A 17,389-nucleotide genomic window follows, 5' to 3' on the forward strand; every position below is an offset into this window, starting at 1 on the left:
CCATCGTCAGCCGCCGGACGCGCGGTCTAGGCTCGGACGGACACTCGTCGCCGTCCGAGGGGAACCCTTCATGCCCGTGCTGGCCCATCCCGGTCCGAGCGCCCCGGCGCCCCCGGGGATCCGCCTCGAGGTGCCGGAGTCCTGGGCCGCGTCGCCGGCCGGTGACGCCCTGCTCCGCGCCGGGGGTCCGGGCGCGAGCGGGTCGGTCGAGGTCGTCGTGCGGCACCGGGTGCAGCCCCCGCAGGAGGCCGCCGACGCCGTCGTCACGGCCCTGGCCACCGCGGCGGGTGGCCCGTCGGGCGAGGTCGAGGAGCCCTTCGTCGTCGAGATCGGCGGCCGCGAGTGGCACGCCCGCAACGTCTCCTGGGACGAGGCCGGCACGCCGGTCGTCGAGGTCCACCTCGTCACCTCGCTCGCGGCCACCGACGCGGTGACCCCGGTGCTCCACGTCGCCGGCCGGGTCGCCGGCGACGGCCTCGACGCCGACTACGACGTGCTCCAGCAGGTGCTCGAGACCCTCGTCGTCGAGGAGGTCGCGGCGTGAGGGCCGGCCGGGTGCTGCGCGGCAGCTCGATGCTCGTGCGGGCCGGCAGCGCCACCGACGTCGGCCGGGTCCGCGAGCACAACGAGGACTCCGTCATCGCCGGCAACCGCGTCTTCGCCGTCGCCGACGGGATGGGCGGGCACGCGGCGGGCGAGGTCGCCTCGCGCATCGTCGTCGACGCCCTCACGACCCTCGAGGAGCACCCGCCGACCCGCCCCGAGGACGTCACCGAGGTGCTGCGGGAGGCCAACCGGCGCATCCTCGAGGCGGCCGCCGAGCACCCCGAGCTGCGGGGGATGGGCACGACCGTCACCGGCGTCACGGTCGTCGACCAGGGCGGGCGCGAGCACTGGGTCGTCTTCAACGTCGGCGACTCGCGCGTCTACCGGCTCGTCGACAACCGGATGCACCAGGTGACCCGCGACCACTCCGAGGTCCGCGAGCTGCTCGACGCCGGCCTGCTCGACGCCTCCGAGGTCTCCCGCCACCCGCTGCGCAACGTCATCACCCGCTCGCTCGGCACCGACCCCGCCCCCGAGGTCGACGTGTGGGTGCTGCCCCCCACGCCGGGCGAACGGTTCGTCGTCTGCAGCGACGGGTTGAGCGGCGAGCTCGACGACCGGGACATCATGCTGCTCGCCCGCCAGTACGCTGAACCCCAGAACGCCGCCGACGAGCTGGTCGGCGCGGCCGTGCGGGCCGGGGGACGCGACAACGTCTCCGTCGTCGTCGTCGCCGTCGAGGCGGGAGAGGACGACGACGACGCGGACACCGCACCGCGCGCCGGCCTGCACCGACCCTGACGAGGAGCCGCCCCGTGACCGAGGTGCGATCCTCCGTGCACGCCGGGTTCCTCGAGATCACCGGCCCCGACGTCGTCGCCGTCGTCGAGGTGGCCGAGCGGCACCGCGAGCCCCTCGAGGCCGCGGCCGCCGACGGGATGGTCACCCTCCTCGACCTCCTCTGCTCGCGCGGCCTGCTCGTCATGCCGTCCTTCGCGCTCGCGACCCGGCACGGCGACGTCGTGCGGGTGCTGCTCCGGGGCACGGGGTCGGCGCTGCTCGACGACGGCACGGTCCTCGAGGCGGAGGCGCGGGAGCCGTGGCGCGAGGTCGAGGTCGACGGCGCGGCCGCGACGGTCACGGTGACCTCGCCCGAGCCCGAGCCGGAGGTCGCCCGCGGCTGGCGCCGCCCGGCCCGCCTGCGCGCCGGTGCCGGCGTTCAGGAATCGTCGAATGTGTCGATTGGTGGACAGGACGTCGAGCCGGAGGTCGTCGAGCCGGAGCCCGAGGTCGTCGAGCCGGAGCCCGAGGTCGTCGAGCCGGAGCCGGAGCCGGTTGTCGAGCCCGAGCCGGAGCCCGAGCCGGTCGTGCCGCAGCCGGACCTCACCCTGCCCCCGCCCGAGGACTCGCCGGGCACCGCCCCGGTCCAGCGGGTGGCGCCGACCCCGCCGCCGGACCGCTCGATCATCGACTCCGTGCCGTGGCGCACGGCCGGTGGCGCACCGATCGCCGCCGAGGCCCCGGCCACCCCGACCCCGGCCGCCGCGGCACCGGTCGCCGACCCGACCCCGCCGCCCCCGGTCGAGCACACCGTGGCCCCCGAGCCCGAGCCCGAGCCCGAGCCCGAGCCCGAGCCGGACCCCCGGCCGGTCGAGGCCGAGGAGGCCCCGGTCGCCGACGTCACGACGAGCCGCGGCAGCCTGCCGCGCAGCGACGAGGACCTCGACCGCCCCGTCGTCCTCGCCGTCCTCTGCCCGGCCGGCCACCACTCGCCGCCGCACGCGGGGCGCTGCCGCACCTGCCAGCGCGAGATCCCGCCGCAGCAGCCGGCGCCGATCCCGCGCCCGAGCCTCGGCGTCCTGCGCATCTCCACCGGCGGCGTCGTCCCGCTCGACCGCGGCGTCCTCCTCGGCCGCTCCCCCCGCGTCAACGAGGAGCTCCCCGCCAACCAGCGGCCGCACCTCATCCGGGTCGGCGGCGTCGACCGCGACATCAGCCGCAACCATGCCGAGGTCGTCCTCGAGGGCTGGCACGTCCTCGTCCGCGACCTCGGGTCGACCAACGGCACCACCGTCGCGCTGCCCGGCGAGGAGCCGGTGCGCCTGCGCCCCACCGAGGACCAGGGCATCGAGCCCGGCACCGTCATCACGCTCGCCGACGAGGTCTCGCTGACCTACGAGGTCGAGGGATGAGCCCAGCCGACGCCCCGGTCATCCCGGGCCTGGAGTTCGTGCGCCCGCTCGGCTCCGGGGGGTACGCCGACGTCTACCTCTACGAGCAACAGTCGCCGCGGATGAACGTCGCGGTCAAGGTGCTCAAGCGCCAGGGCCTGACCACCGCCATCCGGCGCCAGTTCGTCGACGAGGCGAACACGATGGCCCAGCTCGCCGACCACCCGTTCATCGTCCAGGTCTTCCGGTCCGAGCAGACCGCCGACGGCGGCGCGTACCTCGTCATGAAGTACTACCCGCCGCCGAACCTCGCGCAGCGGGCCAAGGCCGAGCGGCTCACGGTCGAGGAGGTGCTGCGCAGCGGCATCCAGCTGGCCAGCGCCGTCGAGACCGCGCACCGGGCCGGGATCGTCCACCGCGACATCAAGCCGGCGAACGTCCTCGTCAGCCAGTACGGGCAGCCCGGCCTCACCGACTTCGGCATCGCCGGTCGCGGCGGTCACGCCGAGGACGTCGACGAGGACGTGGGCGTCTCGGTGCCGTGGTCGGCCCCCGAGGTCCTCTACGGCCAGTCCAACGGCGACTCCCGCAGCGACGTCTACTCCCTCGCCGCGACGCTCTGGCACCTGCTCGTCGGGCGCTCGCCCTTCGAGCAGCCGGGCGGCGACAACTCCGCGTACGCGCTGATGCCGCGCATCCGCGCCACGCCCGTGCCCACCACCGGCCGCGCCGACGTGCCGGTCTCGCTCGAGCGGCTCCTCGCCCACGCGATGGCCAAGAGCCCGGACGCCCGCCCGCAGACCGCCCTCGAGCTGGCCCGCGGCCTCCAGGCCGTCGAGCGCGAGCAGCGCCTCCCGAGCACCTCGGTCGTCGTCCTCGACGAGCAGGGCCGCACGACGAGCGCCGACACCCCGTCCGCCCGCCCGGGCGGCGCCGACGAGCACGACCGCACGAGCGTGCGCGCCCTCTCCGTCCCCAGCGCCCCGGCGCCCGCGCACCCGCCGGTGGGCACGGTCGTCGACGACGACGAGGACGAGCCCGCGACGATCAGCGGCGGGGTCGTGCTCGGCGTGCTCGCGCTGCTCGTCGCCGTCACCGTCGGGGTCGTCGTCTGGGCGGTGAACCGCGGCGACGAGGAGGACCTGCCCACCCCGGCGCAGAGCACCCTCACCCGCACCGCCGCCCCGAGCCGGGCCGTCGACTACCCCGAGCAGCCGGCCATCGACGCGCGCGCCGCCGCGGGCTCGGTCACGTTCTCGTGGAACTACGTCGGGGCCGAGGAGGGCGACTTCTTCCGGCTGCGCCTCGCCGGCTCCGAGGGCGACGTCGCCGGCGCCGAGGTCGTCACCGTCACGGACGGCGCCCGGCGCACGGTCAAGGCCGGCTCCGGGAAGACGGTGTGCGCGCAGGTCTCGGTGTCCCGGAAGTCGGGCATCAGCTCGCCGTTCTCCGCCATCCGCTGCGAGTCCGCCGGATGACGACCACGTTCCGAGACAAGGGGTTCCGATGGGTGTGACCGTCGAGTTCTGCGGCGAGGAGTTCGTCGCACCGGAGGACCGTCCGCTGACGATCGGCCGCGTCGCCGACGTCGAGATCGACGACAACCCCTACCTGCACCGGGTCTTCCTCCAGGTGCACCACGAGCACGGGCTGTGGTGGCTGACCAACGTCGGGTCGACCCTCACGGCCACGGTCGCCGACACCAAGGGCCTGTTCCAGGCCTGGCTCTCCCCGGGCGCGCGCATCCCGCTGGCCCTCGAGGCCTTCACGGTGTGGTTCACGGCCGGCCCGACCACCTACGACTTCGACGTCGTCGTCGACGACACCCCGTTCGTCTCCGTCGAGACCGCCGCCGAGCTCGAGCCCGAGGACTCCACCGCGCAGACCACCGTCGGCCGGGTGTCGATGACCCCGGACCAGAAGCTGCTCGTCGTCGCGCTCTGCGAGAGCTTCCTGCGCACCACGTACGCGGGCGGCGGCCAGATCCCGTCGTCCGCCGAGGCCGCCGAGCGGCTCGGCTGGACGGTCACGAAGTTCAACCGCAAGCTCGACAACGTGTGCCAGAAGCTCGCCGACGCCGGCACCCGCGGCCTGCACGGCGGCCCCGGCAAGCTCGCGAGCAACCGCAAGTCGCGCCTCGTCGAGCACGCGCTCTCGACCCGGATGGTCACCGAGGCCGACCTGCGCCTCCTGCCCGACCCCGCCTGATCCCGCCGGGCCGCTCGAGGCCGCACCTGGGTAGTCCTCCCCATGGCCCGGGAGGCCGGGTCACGCCATCCTGCTGATGAGCGACCCCCGCGCGGTTAGTCTGGACCGACGTGCCCGGCGGGGGAGCCGGGCCGCGGGGTCCCCTGACGATGACGAGGAGCTGACGTGACACGGGTCGGTGCCGCGCGCGCTCGCGTGGCGAGGAACCGCGCTCGACGCCGCACCGCCGGCGCCGTCGTGGTCTCCCTCGTCGCCGCCGGGCTCGGGTACGCCGCCGTGGCGAGCGACGGGACGACCGTCCACGAGAGCGACCTCAACGACGCCGGGGTGTGGGTCAGCTCGGCCCAGCAGGCGAAGTTCGCCAAGGCCAACGTGCCGATCGGCCAGCTCGACACCGGCGTGGCCACCGACGCCGGCGCGGGCGCCGGGCTCGACGTGCTCCAGGACGGCGCGGTCGTCCTCGGCCTCGACACCGGCACCGGCGAGCTCTTCCCCCTCGACCCCCGCACCTCGACGGCCGGCGACCCGGCCGCGAGCGTCGCCGCCGTCTCCGGCGCCAGGGGCCGCTTCACCCCGCGCCCGGTCGACCTGCGCGGCGGCACCCTCGCCCTCCTCGAGCCGTCCACCGGCAAGGTCTACGCCCAGCGGGTCGACCCCAAGGCGGGCACGACGACCTTCCCCGACGTCGCCGTCGGCGCCAAGCCGGTCGCCACGGTGGGCAAGAACGCCGCCATCGCCGTCGGCACCGACGGGGTCGTCCACGTCGTCTCCGGGGCCGACGGCAAGGTCACGAGCATCGCCCCCGGCGGGAAGGGCTTCCGTGCACCGGTGGTCGTCGCCACCGAGCTGCGCTCGAGCCTGCCCGACGTCACGGCCCTCGGCGCCGACTGGGTGGCCTACGACGCCGAGACCGACCGCGTCTTCACGGCGGAGAAGCCGGCCGGTCTCGACGCCCAGGTCACGGTCGACGGGGAGCGGGTCGCCGCGCTCCAGCAGCCCGGCCCGCAGGCGGCGACGGTCGTCGTCGAGTCGGTGGGGCGCGCGGTGCAGGTTCCCCTCGACGGTGGGGTCTCGCCCGGCGGGGTCGTCGTCGGCGAGCAGGTCAACCGGGTGCCCGGCGCCACCCTCGTCACCCGCCCGGTCGTCCTCGGCGGCTGCGTCCACGCGGCGTGGGCCGAGCAGGAGCGCGTCTTCTACGGCGCGAACTGCGGACGCACCGGCGACGAGCGCACCGCGACCCTGCCCGCGGACGGCGAGCAGTCCACCCGTGACGGCGTGGCCTTCCGGGTCAACCGCGGGCTCGTGGTCCTCAACGACCTCGACAACGGCGGGGTGTGGGACCTCGAGGACAAGCCGACGAAGATCGACAACTGGGACGCCCTGACCCCTCCGGTCAAGCAGGACGACAAGAACAAGAAGAAGGACGAGAACCTCGTCGACGAGGCGAGCGCGAACCAGCCGCCGAAGGCCGTCGACGACTCGCTCCAGGTGCGCCCGGGGCGCACGAGCAAGCTGCACGTCCTCGACAACGACACCGACGTCGCGGGGTCGGTGCTCGCCATCGACCAGCGCGACGTCAGCCGCCCGAGCATGGACGGCGTCACCGCCAGCGTCTCGGCGGACGGCCAGGCCATCGACGTCGCCGTGCCGGCCCGCACCGAGAACCGCACCTTCGAGTTCACGTACAAGGTGAACAACGGCAAGGCCACCTCGAAGGAGTCGGCCAAGGTCAGCGTGCGGGTCGTGCCCGACACCGTCAACGGGGCCCCCGTGCTCCGCAAGGGCGGCGCGGCGCTCGCGGCCCAGGTGTACCCGGTCATCGCCGGGCGCCGCCTCTCGGTGCCCGTCCTCGCCGACTGGCGCGACCCCGAGAACGACGTCCTCGCCGCCCGCGCCGACGTCGAGGGCGGCGTCGTCGACGGCCAGGGCCGGGTCACCCTCACCGCACCCACCGAGGAGGGCCGCCAGCCGGTCGGCTACGTCGTCACCGACGGCCGCGGCGGCACGACCAAGGGCAGCGTCAACGCCCAGGTCATCAGCCCGAGCGGGGACAGCAAGTTCGTCGCCCCCCGGACCCAGCCGGATGCCGTGCGCGGCGTCGTCGGCAAGCCGCTGCAGGTCGAGCCGCTCGGCAACGACGTCGCCGGCGCCGACCCGGGGGAGCCGGACGCCACGCTCCGCCTCCGCTCGGAGGTGCGCCCGGTCGGCCCGCTCCAGGTCGACACCGACCTCGCGACGGGTCAGGTCACCGTCACCGGTGGGGCCCCCGGCACCTACGAGCTCACCTACTCGGCGACCACCGGGGCCGGCGCCGCGCCCGGGCGCATCCGGGTCGACCTCACGCCGCCGCCCGAGGGCGCCCCGCCCGTGGCGGTGCCCGACACCGCGACGCTCCACGACCAGGCGCCCACCGTCGTCGACGTCCTCGCCAACGACTACTCGCCGCGCGGCGACGTCCTCGTGACGGCCGCCACCGAGCCGGGCACCGACTCCTCGTGGCTCCAGCCGTCGATCTACCAGGGCCGGTGGGTCCGGGTCGAGGCCCTCGACCCCGCGCCCGGCGGCGACACCGGGCGCCGGGGGACCGTCCGCTACACGGTGAGCGACGGGACGCAGCGCACCACCGGTGAGATCGAGGTCCTCCAGCAGGGGGCCCTCACCGATGCCCTGCCCCTCGTCCAGGACGACAAGGCGGTCGTGCGCGAGGGCGACACCGTCTCGATCCCCGTCCTCGACAACGACACGATGGCCGACGGCATCCCGCTGCGCCTCGACCCCGCGAGCGTCAAGGTCATCAGCAAGGGTGACGCCCAGCGCGCCTTCGCCTCGGGCAACGTCGTCCGCTACGTGCCGGAGGCGCGGGGGCTGCGGGCCGAGAAGTTCGTGACGATCGAGTACGCCGCGTACGCCGACGGGCTCAAGGCGCGCGCCCAGACCGGGCGGGTCCGGGTGCAGGTGACGCCGCTGCCGAGCGCCCAGCGGGTGAACCAGGCCCCGGTCGCGCGCAGCTTCACCGCCACGGTCACCGCCGGCGACCCGATCACGATGACCGTGCCGACCTTCGGCGTCGACCCCGACGGCGACTCGGTGTCGGTGACGGGGGTCGTCGGCTCCGAGGGCGGGGCCGTCGACCTCACCCACGGTCGGGTCGTCGGCATCGGCCCGAACACGGTGCGCTACGAGGCGTTCCCGCTCGCGGCCGGCACCGAGGTGATCACCTACGAGGTCCGCGACCGGTTCGGGGCCACGAGCCGGGCGAACATCCGCGTCGGCGTCGTCCAGCCCGGCGACCCGCAGCCGCCGGTCGCGGTGCCCGACGAGGTCTTCGCCGCCCCCGGCAAGACGGTGACCATCAAGCCGCTCACCAACGACCTCATCGCCCGCGGCGACGTCGTCGACGTCCAGACCGAGGGCCTCAACCCGCCGGACCGGCTCAAGGAGTGGCGGGTCGACGACGACCACGTCGTGCAGACGAAGGTCCCCGCCGACACCACCGCCCTGCACCAGCTCGTCTACGGCATCAGCGACGGGCTCTTCGACCCCAGCCGCGCGACGATCCTCGTCCGGGCGGTCAAGGGCTACCTCAACCCGCCGGTCGCCACCGACGACGTCGCCGCCCCCAAGCCGGGGGAGACGAGCACCCTCGTCGACGTCCTCGCCAACGACACCGACGTCGACTCCGACCCGGCGACCCTCAAGGTCGTCGACGTCCTCTCGAACGACGCGACGATCGAGGACGGCCGGGTCCGGGTCAAGGTCCTCGACCACCCGTACGCCGCGCCCTACGTCATCGAGGACGAGGACGGCCTGCGCGCGATGGCCGTCGTCAACGTCCCCACCGGCGCCAACGGCCAGCCGTTCGTCGTCGCCGGCAAGGTCATCGAGATGGACCCCGACTCCTCGAGGACGGTGGCGCTCGGCGACTACGTGAAGTCGCCGCGCGACCGGGTCGTCTCGGTGACCACCGCCGACACGCTCAGCGCCTCGCCCGCGCAGGACCTGGCCGCCTCGCTGACCGACAACCGCACCCTGCAGCTCACCTCGTCGAACGGGTACGTCGGGCCGGCGGCCGTCATGGTCGAGGTCACCGACCAGGACGCGGTGGGGCAGAAGGACTTCGGCACCGCCTACGTCTCCATCCCCGTGCAGGTCGGTCCCAAGGTGCCGCTGCTGCGCTGCCCCGACGGCGCGGTCACGGTGCTCGCCGGAGGGCTCGAGCGCACCGTCGACATCCCGACCTTCTGCCACGCCTGGCTGCCCGTCGGCATGACGATGGACGACGTCGAGTTCGAGACCCGGTGGGAGACCGAGGCCGACGCCTCCTTCCGCGCCGACGGTCCGGGCGGTCGCCGGGTCACCCTCTCCGCCGACCGCGACGCGACGACCTCCGACGGCCGGCTCGCGGTCTCCTCGCGCGGGATGGCCGCGCCGTCGGGCATCAACGTCCGCGTCCTCGGGGGCGAGGCGCAGGCCCCGGCGCGGCTGCGGCCGATCAGCGTCACCGGGCTCGAGGAGGGCCAGTCGCGACAGGTCGACGTCTCGGCCTACCTCGACTCCCCGCTGCGCGAGCCGTCGTGCTCGATCACCGCGGCCCGGGTCGAGACCGGCAGCGGCCTCAGCACGTCGGCGTCGGGCTGCACGCTGACGCTCACCGCGGGCGAGAAGCCGTCGCAGACCGCGTCCGTCGCGCTCACGGTCAGCGACGGCCCCAACCGCGAGACGACCGGCCGGGTCTCGGTCACCCTCCTCGGTCGCCCGGGGCAGCCGCGGCAGGTGCAGGCCGTCGCCGACCGCGACGCCGGCGGCCAGGCGCGCGTGTCGTGGCTCCCGCCGACCTACGACGGCGGCTCGGTCGTCACGTCCTACGTGGTCCGCTGGACCGGGGGCTCGAGCGGCCAGGTCACGTGCACGGCCAGCCCGTGCACGGTCACCGGCCTGACCAACGGCGAGGACTACCGGTTCACCGTCGCGGGCGTCAACGGCATCGGCGAGGGCGACCCGTCCACGCCGAGCGCCGCCGTGCGCCCGGACCGGCTCCCCGAGGCGGTCACCGGCGTGCGGATGGTGACCCGCGGCGACGGCACCCTGACCATCGCGTGGGACCAGCCGGTCAACGAGGGCAGCGCGCTGCGCAAGTACGTCGTCCGGCTCATCTCCTCGACCGGGCAGACCAAGACCCAGGACGTCCCGCCGGCCACCCGCCAGACGACGGTCACCGGCCTCGACAACATGGCCGAGCAGTCGGTGCAGGTCCAGGCGTGGAACGAGCTCGGCGCCGGCCAGTTCGGCCCGGCCGTGACGATGCAGTCGGCCGGCACGCCCGGTGCGCTGCCGGCCCCGGCCATCGCCGCGAGCGGTCCCGGCCCGGCGCAGGACTCCGCGACCCTGCGCGTCTCGTGGGAGCAGGGGTCCCCGAACGGCCCGCCGACGACGAGGTACTCGCTGTACCAGCGGGTCGGCGGGGGCGGCTGGACCAAGGTCACCGACACCGCGCCGGACGTGCGCTCGGCCGACGTCGTCATCCCCTACGACGGGCGCACCTACGAGTACACGGCGACGTTGACCAACGGCGCCGACCTCGAGTCGCCCCAGGCCAACCGCTCGACGTTCACCTCGGTCGGGCAGCCGAGCAACCCGACGGTGCGGGTGACCACCCCGCGCGCCGACCAGTCGGTCGACGTGCAGGTCGCCGTCGGGCAGCCGCGCGCCGGCAGCTTCAGCGCCATCCGGTGGTCCTCGAGCGACGGACGCTCCGGGACCCACAACTGCGGGTGCGCACCCGGCACGACCGAGCCGTTCTCCATCCCGAACTTCCGCACGAGCCCGACCCGCCAGGTGACGATCACCGTCTGGACGGTCAACTCCGGCGGCAACGAGTCGAACCGGGCCAACGGCTCGGCCACCCCGTACGGCCCGACGCTCTCGCCGACCGGCCTGAGCGGGAACAACAACGGCACGACCGGGGCCTCGTGGAGCTGGAACCTCCCCGAGAACGGCCGACCGATCGACCAGGTGCGGCTCTCCGGCGCCGACTCCGGCACCTTCGGCGGCAACAAGACGTCGCACTCGATCAGCAGAGGGCCGGGCACCTACACGCTGACCGTCGAGGCCCACTCGGCCGCGGGCTGGTCGGCCCCGGTCTCGCGCCAGGTCGTCGTGCCCCGCCCCGACCCCCAGGTCGTCAACGTCCACAAGGGGCCGCACATCCGCGTCCCCAACGGCACCGGGAGCTGCGCCAACAACCCCTGCCCCAAGATCGAGTTCGACATCCAGGACTTCCCCGTCGGTGGCGGCACGTGGACGGTCACCGCCCTCTACGACGGCGGTCGCACCACGTTCACCTCGAGCGTCCGGCTCACCCCGACCGGGTCGGGCAACAGCTACACCTGGCCGAGCACCGGCATGGTCGTCGCCGACACCGCCGGCCCGCTCGCCATGCGACTCTGCCGGGGCAGCACCTGCTACACGTCGGCCTACGTCGCGTGGTGACCCCGACCCTCCCCCTCGTCCCTCCACGGAAGGAAACCCCCGCATGACCGTCTCGCCCGACCAGGCCGGCTGGTTCTCGCAGACCTTCGGCGCCATGGTCGCCAACGTCGACAAGGCGGTGCTCGGCAAGGAGCACGTCATCCGGCTGGCCCTCACCTGCATGCTCTCCGAGGGCCACCTCCTCCTCGAGGACTTCCCCGGCACCGGCAAGACCCAGCTGGCCCGGGCGATGGCCGGCACGGTCAAGGGCACGAACTCGCGCATCCAGTTCACCCCCGACCTGCTGCCGAGCGACGTCACCGGCGTGACGATCTACGACCCGAACAGCAAGCAGTTCGAGTTCCACGAGGGCCCGATCTTCGCGACGATCGTCCTCGCCGACGAGATCAACCGCGCCTCGCCGAAGACCCAGTCGGCGCTGCTCGAGGTGATGGAGGAGGGCCACGTCACGGTCGACAAGACGCGGCACTCGGTCGGCGAGCCGTTCATGGTCATCGCGACCCAGAACCCCATCGAGCAGGCCGGCACCTACCGCCTCCCCGAGGCCCAGCTCGACCGCTTCCTCATGAAGACGACGCTCGGCTACCCCGACCACGACGCGACCGTCCGCGTCCTGCGCGACGCCGCGACCCGTGACCGCACCAAGGCCCTCGAGCCCGTCGTCACCGCGCAGGTCGTCAGCGACATGGCCGAGCTCGCCGACGAGGTGCACGTCGACGACGCGATCCTCGACTACGTCTCGCGCATCGCCGAGGAGACCCGGCGGCACGTGAGCATCCGGCTCGGGCTCTCGGTCCGCGGGTGCCTCGCGTTCGTCCGGTGCGCGAAGACCTGGGCGATCAGCCAGGGCCGCGACCACGTCGTGCCCGACGACGTCAAGCTGCTCGCCCAGCCGGTGCTCAACCACCGCCTCCTCGTCACCGCCGAGGCGCAGTTCGCCGGGATCAGCGTCGAGCAGGTCATCGACCAGATCCTCGCCGAGGTCGCCCCGCCCACCGAGCGCGTCGCCGTATGAAGGACCGCGGATGAGCGACCCCACCGGGCTGCCCGAGGACGCCGAGTCGACGGTCCGTCGCTCGGACCTCACCCCACCCCCGACGCCGCGCGGCGCCGGCGGTGCCGGGCGCCCGGTGGCCGACGACGGGTCGACGACCTCCCGGGCGGCCCTGCGCGCCGACGCCGGGGAGCCCCGCGGCCGCCGGCGCGACGAGCGGGGCCCGAAGCGCCGCAAGGGACCCCGCGTCAGCCTGCCGAAGCTCCGCAGCACCGGCCCGGGGCGTGACGACGTCCCCGACGGCGCCCGTGCGTCCCGCCCGGCGACCCGCGGCCGCACCCGGGCCGACGGCAACACCCGCACCATCACCCTGCCGCGCGTCCAGGTGCCGAGCGCGATCACCGACACCGGGGCACGCATCCTCGTCCTCACCGGCAGCCGCATCCGCCCGCTCGCCGAGCAGACCCGCCCGGTGTGGCACCCCGTGCTCGAGGTGCTGCGCTGGGTGTCCTCGCTCGGCTGGACCGTCCTCGCGGTCGGGCTGCTCGGCTGGTGGCTCGCGGCCCGCTACGCCTGGGCCGAGCTCGGCATGGTCGCCGCCGCGTGCCTCGTCCTCGTCCTCGCCTGCCTGCTGCTCGCGCTCGACCGCGCCAAGGTCCGCATCCGCGCCGACGTCGAGCCGACCCGCGTCACCGTCGGCGACCCGGCCACCGGCCGCGTGGCCGTCACCAACGGGTCGAAGCGGGCGATGCTGCCGCTGCTCGTCGAGCTGCCCGTCGGGCACACCGCGGCCCGCTTCACCCTGCCCGCCCTCGCCTCCGGCCGCACCCACGAAGAGCTCTTCGTCGTCCCGACCCACCAGCGCGGGGTCGTCCCCGTCGGGCCGGCCACGACGGTCCACGGCGACCCGCTCGGCCTCGTGCGGCGCACCGTCGAGTGGACCGAGCGCACCGAGCTCTACGTGCACCCGCGGACCATCTCCCTCGACAGCCTCGGGGCCGGCCTGCTCCGCGACCTCGAGGGCGAGGTGACGCCCGACCTGTCGATGTCCGACCTCGCCTTCCACGCCCTGCGCGAGTACCAGGCCGGTGACGACCGGCGCTACGTCCACTGGCGCTCCTCGGCCAAGCACGGCCGCCTCCTCGTCCGCCAGTTCCTCGACACCCGGCGCTCGCACCTCGCGGTCGTCGTCGACACGACGCCGGACGTGTACGCCGGCGGCGAGGACGACGTCGAGCTCGCCATCTCCTGCGCCGCCTCGCTCGCCCTGCGCTCGATCCTCGACGAGCAGGACACGACCGTCGTCTGCCACGGCGAGACCGCGTCGCGCACCACGGCGCCACTGACCCTCGACTCCCTGTCGCGGGCCGAGGTCGGCGACCTCGACCTCTACGCCTCGGTCGGCGAGGCCTCCACCCTCGCCCCGGACGCGAGCATCGCCGTCCTCGTCACCGGGGTCGAGCGGCCCTTCATCCAGGTGCAGCGCACCCTCGACCAGTTCGAGCCCGAGGTCGTCAAGGTCGCCCTCGTCGTCGACCCCGAGGTGCCGGTCGGCGTCCGCCGGCTCGGCTCGGTCGTCATCCTCCACGTCCGCGAGCTCACCGACCTGCGACGAGTCCTCTTCTCCGGAGCCATGACATGAGCGCCAGCGCACCCACCGGCGACCGGCCGGCCGCCCCCAGCCTCGCCACCGCCCTGCGCGGCGGCGCCGCGAGGCGCCGCCCGCGCCGCGACCCGGACGCCCCGGGCACGCTCGCCGCCGTCGTCCCCGACCGCGACGCGCTCGTCGACCTCGGCTTCGCCGCCGTCCTCTGCAGCATCGCCCTCGTCGGGATGCGCACCGGCTTCCTCGGCGTCGAGTGGGTCGTCGCGGCCTGGGTCGGTCTGCTCCTCGGCCTCCTCGTCGGTCACCTCGCCGGCGCGCTCCGCTGGATGGCGCTCACCACCTTCCTCGTGCTCACCGCCACGTACTTCCTCCTCGGCGGCCCGGTCGCGGTGCGCGACAACCTCCTCGGCGGCGTGGTCCCGACCCCGCAGACCTTCGTCGACCTCGCGACGTGGGCGGTCACCGGCTGGAAGAAGTGGCTGACGTTGCTGCCCCCGGTCGACGCCCGGGGCGCGGTCGTCGCCCTCCCGTGGCTCGCCGGCCTGCTCGGCGGCGCGCTCACCCTCGGCGTGGCCCGCCGCTGGGCGAGCATCCCGCTCACCGCGCTCGCCCCCATCGCGCTGCTCGCGGCGTCCATCGCCCTCGGCACCTCCCAGCCTGCCGCGCTGCTCGTCCAAGGCGTCGGGTTCGCGGCCGTGCTCGTCGCGTGGCTCGTCGTACGCTCGCACCGCACCCGCCCGCCGGTGCAGAACGGCGCCGGCCGCGGGGTGCGCCTGGCCACCGGGGCCGCGCTCGCCGTCGTCGCGCTGCTCGCCGGCACCTTCGCCGGTCCGGCGCTGCCCGGCACCTCGGCGACCGAGCGGCGCGAGGTCGTGCGGACCCGGCTCGTCCCGCCGCTCGACGTCTCGCAGTTCGCGAGCCCGCTGCCCGGCTACCGGCGCTACACCGAGCCCAACGACGCGAAGCTCTACGACCAGGTCGTGCTCCGGGTGCAGGGGCTGCCGGCCGGGACGCCGGTGCGGTTCGCCACCCTCGACCACTACGACGGCCTCGTCTGGGGCGCGGCCGACCGCAGCTCCGACGGCGTGCCGTTCCAGCAGGTCGGCTCGCGCATCGCCGCCGCCCGCGAGGGGGAGTCGGCCGAGGTCCGGGTGTCGGTGCCGGACGCCGGGTACGTCGGCAACTGGCTGCCGACCGTCGGCGACCCGACGCGCATCGAGTTCAGCGGCCCGCGCGCCGACGAGCTCGCCGACGCCCTGTGGCTCAACACCGAGACCGACACCGCGGTCGTCCAGGCCGGCCTGCTCGGCGGGGAGACCTACGCGATGACGGCCGTCCTCGGCCCGACGCCGGCCCGCGAGCTGCCGAAGGACCTCGACGTCGCCTCCGGTGCCTCCACCGGGGTCGACACCGACTTCCTCGACGCCCGCATCGACGCCTGGACCTCGCGCGCCGAGGGTGGTCCGTGGTCGAAGCTGCGGGCCTTCGCGACGGCGATGCGCACCGAGGGCACCTACACCGACGGCGGCACCCCGAACAGCTTCGAGAAGGTCTACCTGCCGGGGCACGCGGTCTCGCGGCTGACCCGCTTCGTCGGGTCGAGCAAGCTCGCCGGCAACGACGAGCAGTACGCCGCGACCCTCGCGCTCGTCGGGCAGCGGCTCGGCATCCCGACGCGGGTCGTCATGGGGGCCACGCCGCAGGCCGGCGGCGACGTGCGCGGCAAGGACGTCCACGCGTGGGTGGAGGTCCGGCTCGACGACGGCACCTGGTACCCGCTCGGCGCCCAGACCTTCGTCCCGAGCCGCGACAAGACCCCGAGCGAGCAGCAGCTGAAGACCGAGGAGCAGAAGGTCGGCGCCCAGGTGCCGCCCCCGGCCGGGGTCAGCCCGCCGTCGGTGCTCCAGGGCCCGGACCAGGCGCAGAACGCCACCGACCTCGCCAAGCGCAAGAAGAACCCGTTCGACGTCACGGCGTGGCCGCTGTGGCTGCAGGTCCTCGCCGGGCTCGTGGCCCTGGCCGCCCTCGTCGCCCTCTACCTCGTCGGGATGCGCTGGCTCAAGCGCCGGCGGCGCCGGAAGCACGTCGCGGCCGGACCGGTGCCGGGGCGGGCCGCCTGGGTGTGGCGCGACCTCGTCGCCGAGGCGCGCTCGCTCGGGGTGGCAGTGCCCCGCCGGGTCACCCGCCGCGAGCAGGCGCACGCCATCGACGCGGCGGTCCTCGAGGCCTCGCTCGTCCCGGCGGACGAGGGGGCGCCCGCGCCCGCCGCGGCCCTCCCGGACGACGTCGTCACGGTGTCGTCGGTGGCCGGTGCGGTCGACGCCGTCGTGTTCGGCCCCGGTGACGGGGACCCCGCCTCCACCGACGCCCTGCACGAGCACGCCGAGGCGGCCCTGACGACGATGCGCTCGGGCGTCGGCCGGTGGACGAGGGTCCGCTCCGACGCCGACCCTCGCCCGCTGCTCGTGCGTCGCGAGCGCACCGCCCCGGCCGGCCCCTGGTGGCGCCGGGTCCGGGTGCCGAGCCTGCCCCGGCGCGGCGGCAGCGATCCGACGCCCGCCTGACCCCGCACCCGGACCGCCGGCACAGCGATCGCACAGCGGCGAGGGATCGCCTGCGCAGTCGATCCGCAGGGCCCGCGACGAGGCTCGTGGGCGAGCCGGGGAGAGCCTCCGGGGAGGACGAAGGAGCACCAGCATGAAGCGGATGACGACCTCGCTGCTCGCGGCGAGCACCCTGACGGCGGCCGTCGTGGCCGCGGCACCCCTCGCGGCGGAGGCGGCCGGCGCCCGCCCCGCCTTCAAGGCGCCGTTCAACTGCGGGGAGACCTGGCGCGGCAGCGCGTGGACGTACTACGACGGCAAGCCGCACAGCCCGCAGAAGTCGGTCGACTGGAACCTCGGGGCGGGTGACGCCGACAGCGGGAAGGCGGTGCGTGCCTCGGCCGCGGGCACCGTGGAGTTCGCCGACACCGGCGCCGGTGGCTACGGGAAGACGATCGTCATCCGGCACGGCACGAGCGGGTGGAAGACCCGCTACGCGCACCTCAAGCTCGGGTCGCTCCAGGTGAAGAAGGGCGACCACGTCAACCAGGGCCAGTTCATCGCCCGGGTCGGGGCCAGCGGTGGGCAGCCCTCGTCGCACCTGCACTACGAGCAGATCCGCGACGGTGCCGTCGTCGACGCGGTGGTCCAGGGCGTGACCTTCCACCCGGACGACGTCCACTACATCAAGAGCACCAACCACTGCTGAGCGCAGACGAGCGGGGGGGGCCCCCGGGGGGGGGGGCCCCCCCCCGGGGGGGGGGGGGGGGGGGGGGGCGGCCCCGCCCCCGGCGCGCGGGGGGGGGCCCCCCGCGGGGGGGGGGGGGGGGGG

Annotated in this window: 10 protein-coding genes; all 10 read left to right on the top strand. The window is 74.8% G+C overall.

The window, feature by feature from the left end:
• Positions 1–70: 70 nt before the first annotated feature.
• The 10 genes from JQN70_RS12805 to JQN70_RS12850 all read left to right on the top strand — a co-directional run bounded on the left by JQN70_RS12805 (position 71) and on the right by JQN70_RS12850 (position 17,266).
• Complete coding sequence (locus JQN70_RS12805) at positions 71–544, top strand: hypothetical protein (RefSeq protein ID WP_204131727.1); 474 nt, start codon at positions 71–73, stop codon at positions 542–544.
• Positions 541–1,347 carry a PP2C family protein-serine/threonine phosphatase gene (locus tag JQN70_RS12810; protein WP_307835966.1) on the top strand — a complete coding sequence of 269 codons (807 nt, stop codon included), beginning with the start codon at positions 541–543 and terminating at the stop codon, positions 1,345–1,347. The genes JQN70_RS12805 and JQN70_RS12810 overlap by 4 nt, the downstream gene beginning before the upstream one ends.
• Positions 1,348–1,361: 14 nt before the next feature.
• Positions 1,362–2,738 (top strand): FHA domain-containing protein, encoded by a 1,377-nt coding sequence (locus JQN70_RS12815; protein WP_204131728.1) that lies wholly within the window; start codon positions 1,362–1,364, stop codon positions 2,736–2,738.
• Positions 2,735–4,195 carry a serine/threonine-protein kinase gene (locus tag JQN70_RS12820; RefSeq protein WP_204131729.1) on the top strand — a complete coding sequence of 487 codons (1,461 nt, stop codon included), beginning with the start codon at positions 2,735–2,737 and terminating at the stop codon, positions 4,193–4,195. The genes JQN70_RS12815 and JQN70_RS12820 overlap by 4 nt, the downstream gene beginning before the upstream one ends.
• A gap of 28 nt (positions 4,196–4,223) precedes the next feature.
• On the top strand, positions 4,224–4,925 hold the full coding sequence (locus JQN70_RS12825) for an FHA domain-containing protein (RefSeq protein WP_204131730.1): 702 nt from the start codon (positions 4,224–4,226) through the stop codon (positions 4,923–4,925).
• A 195-nt stretch (positions 4,926–5,120) separates the two neighbouring features.
• Positions 5,121–11,414, top strand: a complete 6,294-nt coding sequence (locus tag JQN70_RS12830; protein WP_204131731.1) for an Ig-like domain-containing protein — start codon at positions 5,121–5,123, stop codon at positions 11,412–11,414.
• A gap of 43 nt (positions 11,415–11,457) precedes the next feature.
• A complete protein-coding gene (locus JQN70_RS12835) occupies positions 11,458–12,429 on the top strand; it encodes an AAA family ATPase (protein WP_204131732.1) in 972 nt (323 codons plus the stop codon).
• Positions 12,430–12,439: 10 nt separating this feature from the next.
• Entirely contained in the window at positions 12,440–14,050 is a 1,611-nt protein-coding gene (locus JQN70_RS12840) for a DUF58 domain-containing protein (RefSeq protein WP_204131733.1), read from the top strand.
• Positions 14,047–16,578 carry a transglutaminase-like domain-containing protein gene (locus JQN70_RS12845; protein WP_204131734.1) on the top strand — a complete coding sequence of 844 codons (2,532 nt, stop codon included), beginning with the start codon at positions 14,047–14,049 and terminating at the stop codon, positions 16,576–16,578. Before JQN70_RS12840 ends, JQN70_RS12845 begins: the two co-directional genes overlap by 4 nt.
• A gap of 133 nt (positions 16,579–16,711) precedes the next feature.
• A complete protein-coding gene (locus JQN70_RS12850; RefSeq protein WP_204131735.1) occupies positions 16,712–17,266 on the top strand; it encodes a M23 family metallopeptidase in 555 nt (184 codons plus the stop codon).
• Positions 17,267–17,389: the final 123 nt, after the last annotated feature.

It is taken from the genome of Phycicoccus sonneratiae, from assembly GCF_016887965.1.
GTDB classification, from domain to species: Bacteria; Actinomycetota; Actinomycetes; order Actinomycetales; family Dermatophilaceae; genus Phycicoccus; species Phycicoccus sonneratiae.